The following is a 16,787-nucleotide window of genomic DNA, read 5'->3' on the forward strand; positions in this document are numbered from 1 at the left end:
AGATCGTTTTCAAACATGGAGAGGGGCTATGAAGAAAAACGTCTTTGCAGGCGTTGCGTCAGCTATGGCTTTGGCCGCTGCAACGCAGGCTTATGCACAAACCACCCAGGTCACCGCCGATGGCGACATCATCGTGACCGCCACCCGCACCGAAACGCTTTTGTCCAAAACCCCGATCGCCATGACCGCCGTCAGCGGTGATCAGCTGGTGCAAAAGGGCATCACCAACACCACGCAGCTGGCTGACTCGGTGCCCAACGTGTCGATCGTGCGCAGCAACGGTTTGCAGATCACCATCCGCGGCGTGACCAGCACCGACGGCACCGAAAAGGGTGATCCTTCGGCCGCCTTCCTTGCCGACGGCATCTATCTGGCCCGTCCCCAGGCGCAGGAAGTCAGCTTCTTTGACGTCGAGCGCGTCGAAGTGCTGCGCGGGCCTCAGGGCACGCTCTATGGCCGCAACACCACGGCCGGCGTGGTCAACGTTATCACCGCATCGCCCAAGCAGAAGTTCGGCGCCTCGGCCGATGCGTCCTATGAAAGCTTCAACCACGTCAACGGCACGGCCACGCTCAACGTGCCGGTCACCGAAACTTTCGCCCTGCGCGCCGCCGTCAACTATGACCGCCGCGACACCTATGTGAACAAGGCTTCGACCGACAAGTTCAGCTGGGGTCCGTTCAAGAACGTGTTCGCAGCCCGCCTCTCGGCGCTGTGGCAGGCGACCCCCAACCTCAAGGTGCTGGTCAAAGGCGACTATTCGCTCGACGATGGCTATGGCGTCAACTCGGTGCCGATCACCAATTTCTTCTCCGGCAATGTCGGCAGCCAGTCGGCAGGCGTGATGGCCACGCCCACCTACAACATCAACGCTTCCTCCGACGCGCTGCGGACCAGCAACCTGAACGAACAGTGGCAGGGCAAAAACCACAATAAGGGTGCTGGCGTGATGGGCCAGGTGGACTGGAACGTCTCGGATTCACTGACCGCGACCTATCTGGGTTCCTATCGCACGATGGATCGCTACAGCCTCGGTTCGCTGGCCTCGGTCACCGGCCCGACGGCGGGCAATCGCACCACCTTCACCGGCCATTACTGGCAGACCAGCCATGAAGCGCGTCTGGCCTTCAAGAAGGGGCCTGTCTTCCTGCAGGCGGGCGGTTACTATTTCAAGGAACAGTCGGGCATTGCCTTCTTCATCCTCGACTTCTTCGGCCCCAACAGCCAGTTCGGCTTCCCGCAGGACCCGACCAAGGCCGTGACCAAGGGCGCCTTTGCGCAGGGTTCATATAATTTCACCGACAACCTGAAGCTGACCGCGGGCGTTCGCTATTCCAGCGACGACAAGAGCCGCGTGGGCGCCACCGTCAATGACAACCTGCTGACCGGCGTGCGCACCACGTTCCAGACCAACAATGCAAGCCGCAATTTCAGCAAGACCACCTGGCGCGTGGGCGTGGACTATGACCTGCCCGGCATCGGCCTGCTCTATGCCAACGTGGCCACCGGCTACAAGGCAGGCGGTTTCAACGACGGTTGCGAAATCGGCACCGGCACGGGCTGCGCCTTGCCTGCCTCGGCGCTCTATTATCAGCCCGAAACGCTGACCGCCTATGAAGCCGGTTTCAAGGTCCACACGCCTGACAACGTGCTGCGCTTCAACGGCAACTATTTCCACTATGACTATAACGGCCTGCAGGTGTCGTCGGTGCAGAATGTCTGCGGCGGTCCTTGCCAGGTGACGGCCAATGCTGCGACCGCCAAGGTCGATGGCGTGGAACTCGAAGCCGTGCTGCGCCCGGCCAAGAACCACACGATCGACGCGATGGTGACCTTCCTCGACGCTCGCTATGGCAGCTACACGCCGCCGATCAACGGGGCGAATGCCAACTTCTCGGGCCTGCAGCTCAACCGCAGCCCCAAGTCGGTGGTCGCGCTGGGCTATACGTATAACCAGCCGCTCTCCAACGGCGGCGAAGTGGTGCTGAACGCGCGCACCCGCATCTCGGCCAGCTATGCGCTGACCGACGTGGGCAACGGCGCTTTCTTCCGTCAGCCCGGCTATAGCAAGACTGACATCACGGTGACCTACAATTCGCCTGACAAGAAATATTACGTCGGCGCCTTTGCCAAGAATCTGGAAAACCGCATCGTGCTGACCGGGGCGACCGGCCAGACGGCTTCGTCTTCCTTTGTGGGCACCGCCGTGTTTGAGGATCCGCGCACTTTCGGCGTTCGCGCTGGCATAAAATTCTAATATAAATCTAATAGTTACCTGTTGATAGACAGCCGCAAGCCACCTATCCGGCTTGCGGCTGTTCTTGAGAAAAATTCAATCTACCGATCCACAGGAGTGGCAGGAGAAGACCATGAAAATCCAGTTTCAATGTCTCGCAGGCGTGGCCATCATCGCGATGGGATCGGCCATGGCCCATGCTGCTGCTCCCACGGCTGCCGATGTGGCCGCGGCCGATGCGCGCGCGGGGGCTACGGTCAAGGCGATGAAGGCCGAGGAAAAGACCATCCTGACCCATGGCATCATGCCGCTGCCCATGGGGCCGAACCCGCCCAAGGCGCCCGCCGATGCGATCCCCGGCGCGGGCTATATTGCGGGCATTTCGCGTCTGGGCATTCCGGCGCTTAAGGAATCGGACGCTTCGCTGGGCGTGTCCTATGTCGGCGGCATCCGCAAGGATGGCTCGACCGCGCTGCCTTCGGGTCTGGCGCAGGCGGCCTCGTGGAACCCGGCGCTGCTGGAACAGGGCGGGGCGATGATCGGGTCCGAGGCACGCGCCAAGGGCTTCAACGTGCTGCTGGCGGGCGGCGTCAACCTGACCCGCGATCCGCGCAACGGCCGCACGTTTGAATATCTTTCCGAAGATCCGCTGCTCTCGGGCTATCTGGTGGGCGCGGCGATCCGGGGCATTCAGTCCAACGGCATCATTTCGACCATCAAGCATTTCGCGCTGAACGGTCAGGAAACCGGCCGTAAATTTGTTGATATCCAGATCACCGACGCCAATGCGCGCGAAAGCGACCTGCTGGCCTTCAAGATCGGCATCGAACAGGGCCAGCCCCTCTCGGTGATGTGCGCCTATAACCGCGTCAATGGCGCGAATGCCTGCGACAATGATTATCTGCTCAACACGGTGCTGAAGAAGGACTGGCGCTGGAAGGGCTTTGTCATGTCCGATTGGGGTGCGGTGCCCACGCTCGACACCGCCATCCACGGGCTGGATCAGCAGTCGGGCGCCGAACTCGATCCCAAGCTGTTCTTCACCGACGATCTGGCCGCCAAGGCCAAGGCCGATCCCAAGTGGGCCGCACGTCTGGATGATATGAACCGCCGCGTGCTGACCGCGATCTATGCTACCAATCTGGACAAGAGCGATGCCAAGCCCGGCGTGAAGATCGACTTTGCCAAGAATGGCGAAGTGGCTCTGGAAGCGGCCAAGCAGGGCATAGTGCTGCTGAAAAACAACGGCAACCTGCTGCCGCTGGCCAAGACGGCCAAGCGCATCGCGGTGATCGGCGGCTATGCCAATTCGGGCGTGCTGTCGGGCGGCGGCTCCAGCCAGACCGACCCCGAAGGCGGCCCCAAGGCCTCGATCCCGCTGGGCGGTGATGGTCCGTGGGCGGCCTTCTTCAGCCAGCATTATCATGGCGTTGCCCCCTATACCGCGATCAAGGCGCAGGCCAAGGACGCCAATGTCACCTATCGCGACGGCACGATCATCGCCGATGCGGTGGATCAGGCCAAGAAGGCCGATGTTGCGATCATCTTTGCCACCAAGTGGTCGACCGAAGGGCAGGACCATGCTGATTTCAGCCTGCCCAATGGTCAGGACGCGTTGATCGCGGCGGTGGCTGCGGCCAATCCGCGCACCATCGTCGTGCTGGAAACCGGCAATCCGGTGGACATGCCCTGGCTGAACAAGGTGCCCGCCGTGGTTGAGGCATGGTATGGCGGCAGCCGTGGCGGCGATGCCATCGCCAGCGTGCTGTTTGGCGAAACCAACCCCTCGGGCCGCCTGCCGATCACCTTCCCGGCCAGCGCTTCGCAATTGCCGCGCCCGGTGGTCGATGGCTATTGGGATCTGGAAACCGACTTCATGGGCAACCCGCCCACGCCCGACACCAAGGTTCTGGCCGATTATAACATCGAAGGTTCCGATGTCGGCTATCGCTGGTTTGCGCGCAAGGGCCAGAAGGCTTTGTTCCCCTTCGGCCATGGGCTTAGCTACACCAGCTTTGCCGCCGATGGGCTGAGCGTGAAGGGCCTTTCGGCCAGCTTTACGGTCAAGAACACCGGCGCGCGTTCGGGCGCCTATGTTGCCCAGCTTTACCTGACCGCGCGTGGCGGCGAGGCCAAGCAGCGCCTTGCCGGTTTCGCCCGCGTAGAGTTGAAGGCTGGCGAGGCCAAGCCGGTCACGCTGACCATTGATCCGCGCATTCTGGCCGACTGGACGGCGAAGGGCTGGTCGATCAAGGGCGGCGCTTACAGCTTCGCGCTGGGTCAGGACGCCGAGCATCTGGGCACGCCGGTTTCCACAACGGTTGCCGCCAAGACATGGAAGGATTGATTTCATGCGCAAATTTGCTTTGTTGGCGGCTGCGCTGATGGCTTCGGCCTCGGCGCATGCCGAAAACGTGGCCGTGACCGGTGGCGCGGTGTCGAGTGTGCTCTTTGAAGGCGTCACCGCCTTTAAGGGCATTCCCTATGCCGCCGCGCCCACCGGCGCGAACCGCTGGCGCGCGCCGCAGCCTGTTGTGGCATGGCAGGGCGTGCGCGACGGCAGCGCCTTTGGCCATGATTGTGCCCAAGCGCCATTCCCGCCCGACGCCGCGCCGATCACCACCACGCCTGCCGAGGACTGCCTTTACCTCAACGTGTGGAAGCCCGCCTCGGCCAAGGCCGGGGACAAGCTGCCGGTGATGGTGTGGATCCATGGCGGCGGTTTTGTGAACGGCGGCTCGTCGCCGGGCGTCTATTCGGGGCAGAATTTCGCGCGCGATGGTGTGGTTTTCGTCAGCCTTAACTATCGCCTTGGCCGCTTTGGCTTCTTTGCCCATCCGGGTCTGGCCGCCGAAGGGCTGGGGGGCAATTTCGGCTTCCTTGACCAGATCGCGGCGCTGAAATGGGTACATGCCAATGTCGCCAAATTCGGCGGTGACGCTTCACGCGTGACCGTGTTTGGCGAAAGCGCGGGCGGGATGAGCATGCATATGCTGCTGCAATCCCCGCTGGCGCGCGGGCTGTTCAGCCAGGTGGTGATCGAGAGCGGCGGCGGGCGCAACGGCACCTTGCCCCAGCCGACGATGGCCAAGGCCGCGCGGGTGGGGGCCGAATTCGCCCCCGGCCTGACGGCGGCCCAATTGCGCGCTCTGCCCGAGGCGCAGGTGACGGGCGATCTCTCGATGATGTCGATGGGCCAGAAGGGCTATGCCGGGCCGATGGTCGATGGGCGCACGATCCTTGGCGCGCCTGATGATGCGATTGCGGCCGGGCTGACCGCCGATGTGCCGGTGATCGTGGGCGCCAATTCGGCCGATGGTTTCGCGTTCGGCACGGATAAGGACAAGGTCTTTGCCCAGTTTGGCGCGGACGCCGATGCCGCGCGCAAGGTCTATGACGCCGATGGCACCAAGCCTGCGGGTCATATCGCCATGGGCATCAGCGCGGACAAGATGTTCATCGAATCCTCGCGCCATGTCGCCCGTCTGATGGCGGCGCGGGGTCAGAAGGTCTGGCTCTATCGCTTTGGCTATGCCGTGCCCAAAATGGCGCAGGCCATCGGCGGCGCGGCCCATGCCAGCGAATTGCCCTATGTGTTTGACACGGTCCCCGCGCGCAAGGGCGATGCCCCGTTGGCCGAGGAACAGCCCGTGGCCAGCCTGACGCATCGCTATTGGGTGAATTTCGCCAAGACCGGCAAGCCCGATGCCGCTGGCGTTCCGGCATGGCCGCAGGCGACCGCCACGACGACCACCGTGCAATGGATCGACGGCAAGGGCGCAAGCCACACCGAAGATCCCTATACCGCGCGGCTGGATTTTACCGCCAGCAAGATCGGCGGGTGAAAATGAAAGGGGCGCCGGGTCAGACCGGCGCCCCTTTTCGCATCAACGGAAACCGTTCTTTTTCAGGAAGTCCGCGCTGCCCTTGATGGCAACCATCAGATCGTCGGCGCGGTCCTGTTCGACAAAGAAGTGCTCGACGCCGGTGGCCTCGGCGGTCTTGATGATGCCCTTCATGTCCAGATTGCCATCGCCCAGATAGGTCAGATATTTGAACAATTCTATCCACTGGGTGGAATCGCCGCCATCATGGTCAAAACGGTGGATGCCCTTCATGTCCTTCAGGTGGACCATCTTGTAGCGGCCCTTGTAGCGGGTCAGATATTCCTTGGGATCACCGCCCCCGGCAAAGTTCCAATAGACGTCGAGTTCAAGGAACACCGTCTTGGGATCGGTGGCATCCAGCATGGTGCGCAGCGGAATCTGACCATCGACCGGCATCAGGCCATAGCCATGGTTGTGATAGCCAAAGCGGACGCCGTGGTGGGCGGCATCGGCGCCGATCTTGTTGAACACATCGGCGGCGCGTTTGTAATCGTCAAACGTCTTGCGCATGTCGGCGGGCAGCGAGGGCAGCGTCACATAGGTCGAGCCAAGCGCATGGGCCGCTTCGGCCAGCCTGCCCATGCCGTCGCGCAGGGTGAAAATGTCGGTGTGGAGCGAGGGGACCTTCAGCCCGTGGCGCGCCATGATGGTTTTGACCTGCGCGGCGGTATGGCCAAAGAAACCGCTGCCCGAAAAGCCGAGGCTGGGGGTGACGGCGGCCCAACTCGCCTTGCCGCGATCGTCGCTGAAATCATAGGGACCGTACATTTCCAATTCGCGATAACCAAGCCCGGCCAGCATCGCGATGGTCTTTTCAAAATCCTGCGAGAGCATCTTAGCCACAGTCCACAGCTGGATGCCAAAGGCGCGGCCCTTGGGCGCGGCCAAGGCGGGCGAAGCGGCGCTGAGCGCGGCCAAGGCGCCCGCTGAGGCGAGGAAATTGCGTCTGTCCATGATTTCAGGTCCTCTGCTTGGTATCGTTTTCAAGTTTGCGCAAAATCTCCCAAGGCCCCCTTTCGGTCAAGGCTGTATTCGTTCTTTGCCGGGATTTTATGCGCCCCCGCGCCCCCTATGCGCGGCCAGACAGGCCGTGATGCTGGCCACCAGCAGGCCAAAGGCGCCCACTTCGGCCATGGTGGGCCAGCGCGCCTCCCACAGGAAGCCATAGAGCAGGGCAAAGAGCGTTTCGAACAGGATCATCTGGCCCACAAGGGTGAGGGGCAGCAGGCGGCTCGCCCGGTTCCACAACGCATTGCCCGCAATCGAGGCGAGCAGCGCCACCCCGCCCGACACGATCAGAAGCCGCGTCCAATCTGCGCCCGCATGATGTGCCACACCCATCACCATCGCCACCGGCACCAGGCAGAGTGCCTGCGCGCCGGTCATCACCCCGATCAACAGGTTCCAGTCCTGCGCGCTGATGGCATGAAACCGCACCAGCCAGCGTGCATTACCCACCGCATAGGCGGTCCACGAAATCAGCGCCCCGGTGGCGCAGGCCATGCCGATCAACTGATCAAACGAATTTTGGCCCACCGCCTGCCACCCGATGCACAGACCCCCGCCCGCACACAGCAGCAGCGAAGGCATCAGCCGGATCAACGGCACGGCATCATGCTCGCGGCTGCCGATGATCGTGACAGCCACGGGCAGAAAGCCGATGATGAGCGAGGTCATCGCGATCCCGCCCATCTGCACGGCGGCGGACAGCAGGAAATAATAGACCGTATTGCCCGCCAGCGAGAGCCACACCAACGCGATCAGCCCCGGCCCACCGATATGATGCACCAGGCGGCGCAGGCGCGGCGCCACCGCGATCAGCGCGATCAGCCCATAGGCAATATAGCGCCCGATGGTCAGTTCAAGCGGGCGAAACATCCCCGCCAGTTCCGGCGCCAGAAACACCAGCCCCCACAGCGCCCCCGCGCCTATGCCGCAGCCGATGCCCAGCAAGGACACGCCACGGCGCGAAGGGATTGTTTGGACGACGGGCATAGGACTTGTTCTCGCCAAGGGGGATGGGGCGGGTTATATCATCACCGTGCCGGTTTGTTGGCGCGAATTTGGGCGATAAAATGCAACAAAAACTCACAAAAGGGGGCGTAATGGCCAAATCCGCCCGTACGCTTGACGCTTTTGATCTGGCGATTCTGCGCATCATTCAACAGGATAACAAACGCCCCCAGCGCGAGATTGCCGAGGAGGTCAACCTGTCCGCCGCCGCCGTGCAAAGGCGGATCGCCGCGATGGAGGAGGCCGGCGTGATCGCCGCCAATGTCGCGCTGGTCGATCCCGATGCGCTGGCGCTGCCGATCACGGCGATTGTTCAGGTGCATCTGCGCGATGAACGCGCGGCCACGGTGGACGCGGCCAAGGCGCTGTTCTGCGCCGCAAGCGAGGTACAGCAGTGCTATTATGTCACCGGCGGCATCAGCTTTGTACTGGTCATCATCAGCCCGGATATGCGCGCCTATGACGCGCTGACGCGGCGGCTGTTTTCGGAAAGCGATCTGGTCCAGAGGTTCCACACGTTGGTGGCGCTGGATCGGGTCAAGACCGGGATGACCCTGCCTATTTAACGCCGCATCGGGGGGAGAGATCCCGATGCGGCGCCAAAAATCAACGCGCGTCCTGAAGGATCAGTTCGGCCGCCCGCGCGGCCACCACCATGGCCGGACCATTGGTGTTGCCCGAAACCGGCGAGGGCATGATCGAGCAATCGACCACGCGCAGCCCATCGACCCCATGCACCCGGCAGCGCGCATCGGTGACCGAGGTGGCGCGGTCGGTGCCCATGGCGCAGGTGCCCATGCCATGCAGGCCCGGTTCGGCCATGGCGCGCACGGCATCGATCAATTCGGCCTCGCTCTGGATATGGTTGCCCGGCACGCGCTCGTCGCCCACATAGGCCGAGAGCGCCTCGGCCCCGGCAAAGCGGCGCAGCAGGTGGAACAGTTCGATGGCCTTTTCCTGATCGAAGGGATCGGACCAGATCGCCGGATCGACCAGCGGCGAAACCCGGAAATCGGGCGAGGTCACCGTCACATGCCCCCGGCTGCGCGGGCGCAGGTGATAGGCCGAGAAGGTGATGCCGGGGCGGTTGCTGATCGGGCTGCCGGGCTTTTCGGTCATTTCCTGCACCGTGCGCATGGCAAAGGCGGCGGCGGCAAGCTGGAAATCGGGCCATTCGGGCGCGGTGCCCTTCGACGGGACCAGCAAAGTGATCGGCAGGCCCACGCGCGCCAGCGGGCCGCTGCGCGTCAGGAAATAGCGCAAGGCATTGGCATAGAGGCGCGGCGCGACATATTCGCGGTTGGTGCCCGGATTGTTGTGCAGATCATAGGAAATGCCCATCTTCTGATGGTCAACCAGATTGCGTCCGACCATCGCCAGATCGGCTTGCACCGCCACGCCCAGACGCTGAAGCTCCGCCCCCGGCCCAATGCCCGACAATTGCAGCATCTGCGGCGAGCCATAGACGCCCGCCGACAGGATTACCTCGCCGCGCGCATGGATGGTGACATCGGCGCCATCGCGCTCGACGAGCACGCCTGTGGCGCGGCCATTTTCGATGATGATGCGCTTGACCGGATTGTTGGTCAGCACCGTCAGATTGGAACGGCTGCGGATGGGCGCGACAAAGGCTTCATAGCTGGAGGCGCGTTGACCGGTGCGGCTGACGGTATATTGGGTGCGGCCGGCGCCGGGTGCGCCCGGCGCGGTGATGTCATCGGTCCAAGGCGCGCCGATCGAGGCGGCGGCCTGCGCAATCGCGTCGAACACGGGCGATTTATAGGTCGAGGGCGTGATCTGCAATTCGCCGTCACGGCCGCGCCCTGCATGAGCGCCGGGCGCGCGATAGGATTCGATGCTCTTGATGCAGCGCGCCATTTCGTCCCAGCCCCAGCCGGTCAGGCCGCGCGAGACCCAGTCATTGTAATCCCCCGGCTGACCGGGCAGATACCATGTGCCGTTGATCGCCGAAGAGCCACCAAGGCCCCGGCCATAGGCCTGCATTTCCTTACGGCGGCCGGGCTGCTGGACCACGGGATAGGCGCGGAAATAGTCCGGCTTGCCCATGATTTTGACAAAGCCGCCCGCCATTTTGATAAAGGGGTGCTGATTGTCGCCGCCCTCTTCGATCAGCAGAACCTGATGGCGCGGATCGGCGCTGAGGCGATTGGCCAGCACGCAGCCTGCCGAGCCTGCGCCCACGATAATATAGTCGAAACTGGCCATGTGTCCCCGCCCGAATCCCACAAATGATAATAGAACCTCTATTCGCTTTCTTTCAGCACGACCCTTGACCCCCTGTCAAGCATCAATTAGAAGTGAAATTCCAATTATTCAAATCCGCCCCTCATCAGGGCCGTTGAAATCCAGCGATAAAGGGAGAGTGCGCTATGCTGCCTGTAGAACGAATCATCGGCGAGGAGGGCCTGTCGGCCACCCCGCGCGGGGCAAGGCTGGCGATGCGCCTGCCGTGGTATCGCTCCTTGCCGTTTTCGACGGTCGAAGTGGCGGGCGTGACGCTGGATGGCGCGCCGGTCGATCTGGCCGATGCGATTGTCGAATTTGATGACACCAGCTTTCCTCTGAGCGACATCGGCGAGCAGACCAATGCGTTCTGGTTCGTGCGCGACAGCGCGTTTCTGGTGCTGCCGGGTGTCAATCTTGCCGCCAACAGCGAGCATGAAGTCTCGCTGCTGCTGCATGTGAACCCGCCCTATATTCCGGGCATGAAGCGGGTGAACCCGCAAACCGCCACGCTGCGCGTCAACTGATCCGACAGGAGTTATCACAATGACTGTTGCCAATGGCCCGCAGATGGGCGTCACCCTTTATTCCTTCACCAACGAATGGCTGACCCGCCAGTTCGAGCTGGACACGCTGCTGCGCGAGGTCGCCAAGCGCAATCTGGGGCCGAATATCGAGATCATCGGCTTTCAGAGCTTCAAGGAATTTCCCGATATTTCGGATGATTTCGCCTCCTATTTCAAGGATCTGATCGCAGAAACGGGGCTGAACCCGGTGTCCTGCGCGATCAATTCGGACCGTTTCCTCAAGCCCGGCCAGCAGCCGATTGATGACGCATCGCTGGTTGAATATCACAAACGGCAATTGCGCAGCGCCAAGAAGCTGGGCTTCAAACTGGCGCGTTCGCAATTCGCGCTGCCTGCGCATCTCCTGCCCGAACTGGCACCTTTCTGCGAAGATATTGGTATGCAGATGGGGGTTGAGGTTCACGCTCCGATGTGGGCGCGCCATCCTGCGGTTCTGGAATACCGTGAGATGTATGAAAAGCTGAACTCGCCGATGCTGGGCTGGATTCCCGATTTCGGCGGCACGGCTCGCGCCATTCCGCCCAGCCTGCTGGACGCCGCGCGCGCCATCGGCACGCCCGAGGCGCTGATCGAGATCACCAAGGAGATCTGGGCCGAGGATGGCCCCTCCTATGTGAAGGCCGGCAAGCTGCGCGAGATCGCGGCGGCCAAGGGCTATGAGCAGGCGCATCTTCAGGCCTGCACGCTCTCCTTCTTCATCCTGTCGAACAATGATCCCAAGAGCTGGGCCGAACTGGTGGACCGCACGATCCATATCCACGGCAAGTTTTATGGCGTGAGCGATGAGGGCGTGGAAGAAGCGATCCCCTATGAGGAGATCCTGCCGCTGTTCCGCGATGGCGGATTTACCGGCACCATCGTTTCGGAATGGGAAGGCCATGCCTATTGCACCACCGATGCCTTTGAGCAGGTGCGCCGCCATCAGGCGATGTGCCGCCGCATTCTGGCCGAGGCGCCGGTTGCGGCCTAAGGCCGGGATCGCGTGAAGATCGAAGGGGGCGGCGGGGCACCAACCCGTCGCCCTTTTTCGTGTCAGGCCGAGCGCAGATAGGCGATGGACATGCGCGCCAACTCGCCTTTCAGAATGTCCCAGTCCTGCGTCGGGCTCGATTCACTGGTTGAACCCAGACTGAGCCGCCGCGCCAATGTGGCGAAGATGATCTGATAGACCGACTGGGCGCGCAATTGTGCGTCCGCCCCGCCTATCTCCCCGCTATATTCCAAAAAGGCCCGCGTCGAGGCGGCGACGGCATCGTCGGCGGCCTGTTTGCCAAGGCCGGAAATCTGCCCGTCCTGTTCGGCGCGCAACATGGCAAGGCGCAGCAGCGGCGCATGCAGGCGCAGCACCTCGGCATAATCGGCGATGTAGTTTTCGACAAAATCGCCCAGATTATCGCAACTGCGCACCAGCCGCTCGAACATCGCATCCTCGGCATCGCGCAGGTCCTGCATCGCCTGCACCAAAACCGCGCGCACCAGCGCATCCTTGCCCTCGAAACGCAGATAGATCGAGCCGATGGAAACCTGCCCCCTGCTGCTCACCTCCTGCAGCGTGAAATCCTCATTGCCGCGCTCCAGCATCAATTCGCGCGCCGTGGCCTGCATCCGCTCCAGTGAGGCCTTGCTGCGGCCCTGCAAAGGCGCGCGGGGGGCGGGCAGGGACGAGGGGGGCAGGGAGGAAGCGGGGGTTTCTTCGGGCATTAAGGGCAACCTGCATGGGACCGGCGGAAGCTATGGCCCATAACCGTAATCGCCCTAGGCACCAAACGGCTTTTGGAGCGCGGGTTTGCCGATCTGCATGGCCAGCAGGCCGCAGATGACAGCGCCGGCCAAAGCCGCCCCGCCCGCGGCCAGAAAGGCCATCTGCATCGTGCCCAAAGCCTGCGCCACAAAGCCGACGATGATGGGCGAAATGGCCTGTCCCAGAAAGAAGGCGCTGGTCCACAGACCCATGCCGCGCCCGCGATGGGCAAAGGAGAATTTGGACTGCGCCCATGCGATCAGCGCCGGGACCGCCATGCCCGCGCCGGTCTGTTGCAGGATGAGCCCGGCCTGCATCGAAAGTACATTATGCGCCAGGCCGATGCCCGCCAGCCCCAGCCCCAGCATTGCCAGAAAGCCGCCGATCTGCACTGCATTGCCATAACGCGACAGGATGCGGAACAGCACCGATCCGGCCAGAATGAAGAAGCTGGGCACGAAGGTGGCCTTGCTGATCGCCATCGGATCGCTCAGGCCCACCTCGCGCCAGACGATGCTGCCATTCACGATGAACACGTAATACAGCACCGAGGCGAACAGCGTCAGTCCGCCCACGGCCAGCGCCGAACCTATCGGAAAGGCTTCGGCGGGCGGCTTGACGGCAGGATTTTCCGCCTTGGAGTGGTTGGGCTCGAACAGGAAGAAATACATCGAGATGAAGATCGGAAAGGCGATCAGATAGACCAGAAAGCCGCCATTCCAGCGCACCGCCGCCACGGCCGCGACCAGAATGAACACCAAAGGCTGAAAGAACGGCCCGACCAGCCCCTGCAGCATCAACCAGTTGCGCCGTCCATTGTCATCCCAATAATCCGCGATCAGCGTGTTGACGATGGTCAGGATGCCCGCCTCGCACACGCCCAGCAGGATGCGCGAGGCGATGATGGCGTCCAGATTTTCCATCAGGAACGGCGCGGCCCCCACCACGCCATAGGCCAGCGTGCAGGCCAGCAGCAGTGGTCGGCGGCCATAGCGATCCGCCAGCGCCCCGGCAAAGGGGGCCAGCAGCGCAATCGCATAGCCCGGCGCCGTCACCATCGCGGGCACCCGGATCGCCGCATCGGGCAGATCCTTGAAATGGCCGATGATGGCCGCCACCACCGGAAACATCGCGATAATGGCAAAGACCGGCAGAAAGCCCGCCACGATCATCGTGAAACCCTGCGGCTTCAGGGTCAGGCTGCGATAGAAATGGCGCAAAAAGAGCATCATGCTTGCCTCATCCGGTCTTTGAAAAAAAGGCGGCGGTGATCGCCTCACCGCCGCCCAGAGGCCTATGCGGCCATCGCGAGTTGCTTGGTGTCCTTTGTGGTGGGCACAAAGGGCAGATAGGAGACGCGCATCCGCACGGCGAAAGTGATCGCGTGATTGCCCGCAGGCAAGCCGCCGTTCAGCGCGACGATCCGGGCCTTTTCGCCAAAGTTCCAGCGATTGTCATAGACCGTCTCCATTTCATCGAGCGTATAGGTCTGGTCGCGCACGCAGAAACGGATCGCCTCACGCGGGATGGCCGCGCCATCGACCGAGACGATAATGTCCTCGATCATGGAGAGGCCAAGGCCGCGATAATAGGGCAGGCGGCCAAGGAAGGAAAAACCGCCCTCTTCGCGCTGAAGGCTGCCTTCGACGATCATTTTGTTGTCCATCATGGGCTTGGGTTCCTTTCAGGCCGCGACGGTGGTGTTGAGGGAAGGCTCGACGCTCTCGCCCAGCAGGCGGGCCAGCATCACCTGCTGGCGGCGGACCTGTTCGACCGAGTCCGGCTCCTGTGCGTCCTCGATCCAGCGGTTGCCCTCATATTCGGAACAGATGTAGCCCTGATAGCCGCCCTGTTTAAGCACCTTGACGATCTGGTCATAGGGGATCGAGGGTTCGACATAATCCTCGTCCATCTGATAGAACTTGCCGTGGATATTGTGGATGCGCGGCATGTAATCGAGCATGCGCTTGGGCTCAAACGCGGCATTGTGGCGCAGCGTTTCGGCCATGGCGACGGCGGGGCCGGTGCCGCCCATCTCCTGAACATTCAGGATCACATATTCGGACAGCACGCGGTCCTCATAGGCTTTCTCGACATAATCGGCGATCGCCTTGGGCACGCCGATGCGCAGGAACTTTTCCTTCCACACCGGGGGGAATTTGAAGAGGAACATGCCCATATCGGGCAGGAAGCCCAGCGCGTCCGAACCCGATTTCTCAAAGGCTTCGGCATGGCGGATGATCCAGGGGTGGTCGAAATGCAGCGGGGCATGCACCTCGATCAGGATCTTGATGCCCTTTTCCTGCGCATAATCCGCAGCAGCCACCAGCACCGCCGGATCAATCGAAACCAGCGCGCGGATGAATTTCACGCCGAGCCGAGCACCAAAGTCGATGTCGTTCTTCACGCTGGCGACCTGCTCGGCAAAGGGCATCTCGCGGCCCTTGTAGCGTTTGTAATCCAGCATGAAGTCATGGCAGACCGGCACGCAATTGTATTTGGCGATCAAGCGGTGCCAGTTGTCGATATCCTCCTGCATCGCGCCGCATTCGGGCCAGCCCCAGAAGGTCTGCTCGCCGATCACCTCGATACCATGCGCGCCCAGTTCCGCGCTGGTGCGGAGGCAGTCCTCAAGGCTCATTTTGCCCTGAAACGTCTCGTTCTGATAGGAATAGAGGCTGACGCCCCGCTTGATAGTGCTGCTCACAGCAACCTCCGTCTCATACGCGGTTTCGTTCGAGCGGGTAGGCAAAGCGATGCGACCATGGCCGCGACGGCGGTCATGACGGCATTCTCTCTCCCCTGGGGCTTCTTTGCGCCCTATTTAGAATCATTATTCCTATATTCACCGAGGGCCGTCAAGCCTATTATCGACGCCTGTTATCGCCGCCCGTCATCCCGGCTGTCCTCATGCAGCGGCAAGGTCACTTTGCCCGTCGCCGCCCATTCGGTCCCGCGCAGCATCATGTCCTGAAGCCCGGAGAAATGCAGCGAGACCTCATCATGGCCCACGGTCATCGAAAAGACGCGGCCCTTGCCGTAATCGGCGGTCCACAATTGCGGATGATCGGCGTCGATGCCCTTCATGGCCTTGAGCTTTTCGGGCGTATAGGCAGCCGGATCATATTTGTTGCTCATCAGCTTGGGTGCATAATCGGCCGCCGCGTCGCGGGCGGTGGCCAGAACGTGGATCTTGGCCTCCGGGTCGATGCTCATGTTGGTGTACATGTCATCGTTGAAGGTCCAGATATAGTCGCGCATCCCCGCCGTGATCGGGTGGCTCTTGTCGATGATATGGATGGGGAAGGAACCGGGCGGCGCGCGGCGGCTCGATCCGGGCTGCATCACGGCGCCGACAAGGCGTTTGTATTCGGGAATGTCGCGGCCCCATGTGAACGACGAGTGATAGGCCACCAGCCCGCCGCCCTCGCGGACATATTGGTACAGCGCCTTGAAGGCCTCGTCCGACCACAGGTGTTGTTCCGCATCGGCATAGTTCCAGCGGCTGGAATAATTGAGCAGCACCACGTCATAGGATTTGAGCATGGCCAGCGTGCCATGGTCGAAATCCTCGGTCACGCGCACGTCAAAGCGCCCGCTTTCCTGCATCAGAGTGCGCAGCATGTTGTTCATGCCGGTCCAGTCATGCTCATACGAGTTCTGGCCGGAAATAATCAGAACGCGCAGCCGCTTTTCCGCCGGATTGACGGGGATGGCGACCTTTTGCACCGTTTCAGGCGGGCGATAATTGATGATGACGATGGGCTGCGCAATGGCCGCTGCGGCCCCCGCCACGGATGTCGATGCGCCCGCCAGCGCCATCCAGAGATGTCGTTTCATGCTTCCTTCTCCCTTGTGGTTTGATGGTGCTCGCCGCCTAGCCGACAGGCGCAAGTCGCCTTGAGAAATGCCATTGGATACATGGGGATAGACGCATGGCTCTCTCCGCTATGCGGCACCGCTTTGGCGCGGGTTATTATTAGAATAATGATTATTGTTATAGTGGTTGTGCGGCCATTGCAACCGCCTTTGCCCGGCAATTCCTCCCATTCACGGTATTTATGAAAATGCATCCAGAG

14 protein-coding genes are annotated in these 16,787 nt (G+C 62.0%); 6 read left to right on the plus strand and 8 right to left on the minus strand.

The features are described 5' to 3' along the window. The first annotated feature begins 28 nt into the window (after positions 1 to 28). The 3 genes from GGR38_RS04805 to GGR38_RS04815 all read left to right on the plus strand — a co-directional run bounded on the left by GGR38_RS04805 (position 29) and on the right by GGR38_RS04815 (position 6,081). Positions 29 to 2,257, plus strand: coding sequence for a TonB-dependent receptor (locus tag GGR38_RS04805; RefSeq protein WP_183623251.1), 2,229 nt, complete (start codon positions 29 to 31; stop codon positions 2,255 to 2,257). Positions 2,258 to 2,369: 112 nt separating this feature from the next. Beyond that, complete coding sequence (locus GGR38_RS04810; RefSeq protein ID WP_183623253.1) at positions 2,370 to 4,583, plus strand: beta-glucosidase family protein; 2,214 nt, start codon at positions 2,370 to 2,372, stop codon at positions 4,581 to 4,583. Between the two features lie 4 nt (positions 4,584 to 4,587). After that, positions 4,588 to 6,081, plus strand: a complete 1,494-nt coding sequence (locus GGR38_RS04815) for a carboxylesterase/lipase family protein (protein WP_183623255.1) — start codon at positions 4,588 to 4,590, stop codon at positions 6,079 to 6,081. A gap of 42 nt (positions 6,082 to 6,123) precedes the next feature. Here the strand turns inward: GGR38_RS04815 and GGR38_RS04820 are convergent, their stop codons facing one another. Both GGR38_RS04820 and GGR38_RS04825 read right to left on the minus strand, forming a co-directional pair. Next, on the minus strand, positions 6,124 to 7,077 hold the full coding sequence (locus tag GGR38_RS04820; protein WP_183623257.1) for a sugar phosphate isomerase/epimerase family protein: 954 nt from the start codon (positions 7,075 to 7,077) through the stop codon (positions 6,124 to 6,126). 96 nt (positions 7,078 to 7,173) lie between these two features. Beyond that, the gene (locus tag GGR38_RS04825) at positions 7,174 to 8,118 is read right to left on the minus strand and encodes a DMT family transporter (RefSeq protein WP_183623259.1); all 945 of its coding nucleotides are present in this window, start codon (positions 8,116 to 8,118) and stop codon (positions 7,174 to 7,176) included. A 110-nt stretch (positions 8,119 to 8,228) separates the two neighbouring features. Between GGR38_RS04825 and GGR38_RS04830 the strand changes: the two genes are divergently transcribed. After that, positions 8,229 to 8,702 (plus strand): Lrp/AsnC family transcriptional regulator, encoded by a 474-nt coding sequence (locus GGR38_RS04830; protein ID WP_183623261.1) that lies wholly within the window; start codon positions 8,229 to 8,231, stop codon positions 8,700 to 8,702. A 40-nt stretch (positions 8,703 to 8,742) separates the two neighbouring features. Here the strand turns inward: GGR38_RS04830 and GGR38_RS04835 are convergent, their stop codons facing one another. Continuing rightward, positions 8,743 to 10,362: a GMC family oxidoreductase gene (locus GGR38_RS04835; protein WP_183623262.1), complete on the minus strand. Its 1,620-nt coding sequence runs from the start codon at positions 10,360 to 10,362 to the stop codon at positions 8,743 to 8,745. A gap of 164 nt (positions 10,363 to 10,526) precedes the next feature. Here GGR38_RS04835 and GGR38_RS04840 point away from each other — a divergent pair, with 164 nt between their 5' ends. After that, positions 10,527 to 10,907: a C-glycoside deglycosidase beta subunit domain-containing protein gene (locus GGR38_RS04840; RefSeq protein ID WP_183623263.1), complete on the plus strand. Its 381-nt coding sequence runs from the start codon at positions 10,527 to 10,529 to the stop codon at positions 10,905 to 10,907. Between the two features lie 19 nt (positions 10,908 to 10,926). Beyond that, positions 10,927 to 11,937, plus strand: coding sequence for a sugar phosphate isomerase/epimerase family protein (locus GGR38_RS04845; protein ID WP_183623264.1), 1,011 nt, complete (start codon positions 10,927 to 10,929; stop codon positions 11,935 to 11,937). Positions 11,938 to 11,999: 62 nt separating this feature from the next. Here GGR38_RS04845 and GGR38_RS04850 read toward each other — a convergent pair whose 3' ends face one another. The 5 genes from GGR38_RS04850 to GGR38_RS04870 form a co-directional block, all read right to left on the minus strand. After that, entirely contained in the window at positions 12,000 to 12,668 is a 669-nt protein-coding gene (locus tag GGR38_RS04850) for a TetR/AcrR family transcriptional regulator (RefSeq protein ID WP_183623265.1), read from the minus strand. Between the two features lie 54 nt (positions 12,669 to 12,722). Next, positions 12,723 to 13,940: an MFS transporter gene (locus tag GGR38_RS04855; RefSeq protein ID WP_246404239.1), complete on the minus strand. Its 1,218-nt coding sequence runs from the start codon at positions 13,938 to 13,940 to the stop codon at positions 12,723 to 12,725. Positions 13,941 to 14,002: 62 nt separating this feature from the next. Then, complete coding sequence (locus GGR38_RS04860) at positions 14,003 to 14,377, minus strand: C-glycoside deglycosidase beta subunit domain-containing protein (RefSeq protein WP_183623266.1); 375 nt, start codon at positions 14,375 to 14,377, stop codon at positions 14,003 to 14,005. Positions 14,378 to 14,392: 15 nt separating this feature from the next. Continuing rightward, on the minus strand, positions 14,393 to 15,415 hold the full coding sequence (locus GGR38_RS04865) for a TIM barrel protein (protein WP_183623268.1): 1,023 nt from the start codon (positions 15,413 to 15,415) through the stop codon (positions 14,393 to 14,395). 173 nt (positions 15,416 to 15,588) lie between these two features. Then, positions 15,589 to 16,548 (minus strand): ThuA domain-containing protein, encoded by a 960-nt coding sequence (locus GGR38_RS04870; protein WP_183623270.1) that lies wholly within the window; start codon positions 16,546 to 16,548, stop codon positions 15,589 to 15,591. Positions 16,549 to 16,787: the final 239 nt, after the last annotated feature.

Origin of the sequence: Novosphingobium sediminicola (assembly GCF_014196525.1) — a bacterium.
GTDB lineage: Bacteria > Pseudomonadota > Alphaproteobacteria > Sphingomonadales > Sphingomonadaceae > Novosphingobium > Novosphingobium sediminicola.

Coding starts and splice junctions, on each gene's coding strand:
- GGR38_RS04870 (WP_183623270.1), bottom strand. CDS start 16,548: ATGAAACGACATCTCTGGATGGCGCTGGCGGGCGCATCGACATCCGTG.
- GGR38_RS04810 (WP_183623253.1), top strand. CDS start 2,370: ATGAAAATCCAGTTTCAATGTCTCGCAGGCGTGGCCATCATCGCGATG.
- GGR38_RS04835 (WP_183623262.1), bottom strand. CDS start 10,362: ATGGCCAGTTTCGACTATATTATCGTGGGCGCAGGCTCGGCAGGCTGC.
- GGR38_RS04860 (WP_183623266.1), bottom strand. CDS start 14,377: ATGATGGACAACAAAATGATCGTCGAAGGCAGCCTTCAGCGCGAAGAG.
- GGR38_RS04805 (WP_183623251.1), top strand. CDS start 29: ATGAAGAAAAACGTCTTTGCAGGCGTTGCGTCAGCTATGGCTTTGGCC.
- GGR38_RS04855 (WP_246404239.1), bottom strand. CDS start 13,940: ATGATGCTCTTTTTGCGCCATTTCTATCGCAGCCTGACCCTGAAGCCG.
- GGR38_RS04845 (WP_183623264.1), top strand. CDS start 10,927: ATGACTGTTGCCAATGGCCCGCAGATGGGCGTCACCCTTTATTCCTTC.
- GGR38_RS04830 (WP_183623261.1), top strand. CDS start 8,229: ATGGCCAAATCCGCCCGTACGCTTGACGCTTTTGATCTGGCGATTCTG.
- GGR38_RS04840 (WP_183623263.1), top strand. CDS start 10,527: ATGCTGCCTGTAGAACGAATCATCGGCGAGGAGGGCCTGTCGGCCACC.
- GGR38_RS04820 (WP_183623257.1), bottom strand. CDS start 7,077: ATGGACAGACGCAATTTCCTCGCCTCAGCGGGCGCCTTGGCCGCGCTC.
- GGR38_RS04825 (WP_183623259.1), bottom strand. CDS start 8,118: ATGCCCGTCGTCCAAACAATCCCTTCGCGCCGTGGCGTGTCCTTGCTG.
- GGR38_RS04850 (WP_183623265.1), bottom strand. CDS start 12,668: ATGCCCGAAGAAACCCCCGCTTCCTCCCTGCCCCCCTCGTCCCTGCCC.
- GGR38_RS04815 (WP_183623255.1), top strand. CDS start 4,588: ATGCGCAAATTTGCTTTGTTGGCGGCTGCGCTGATGGCTTCGGCCTCG.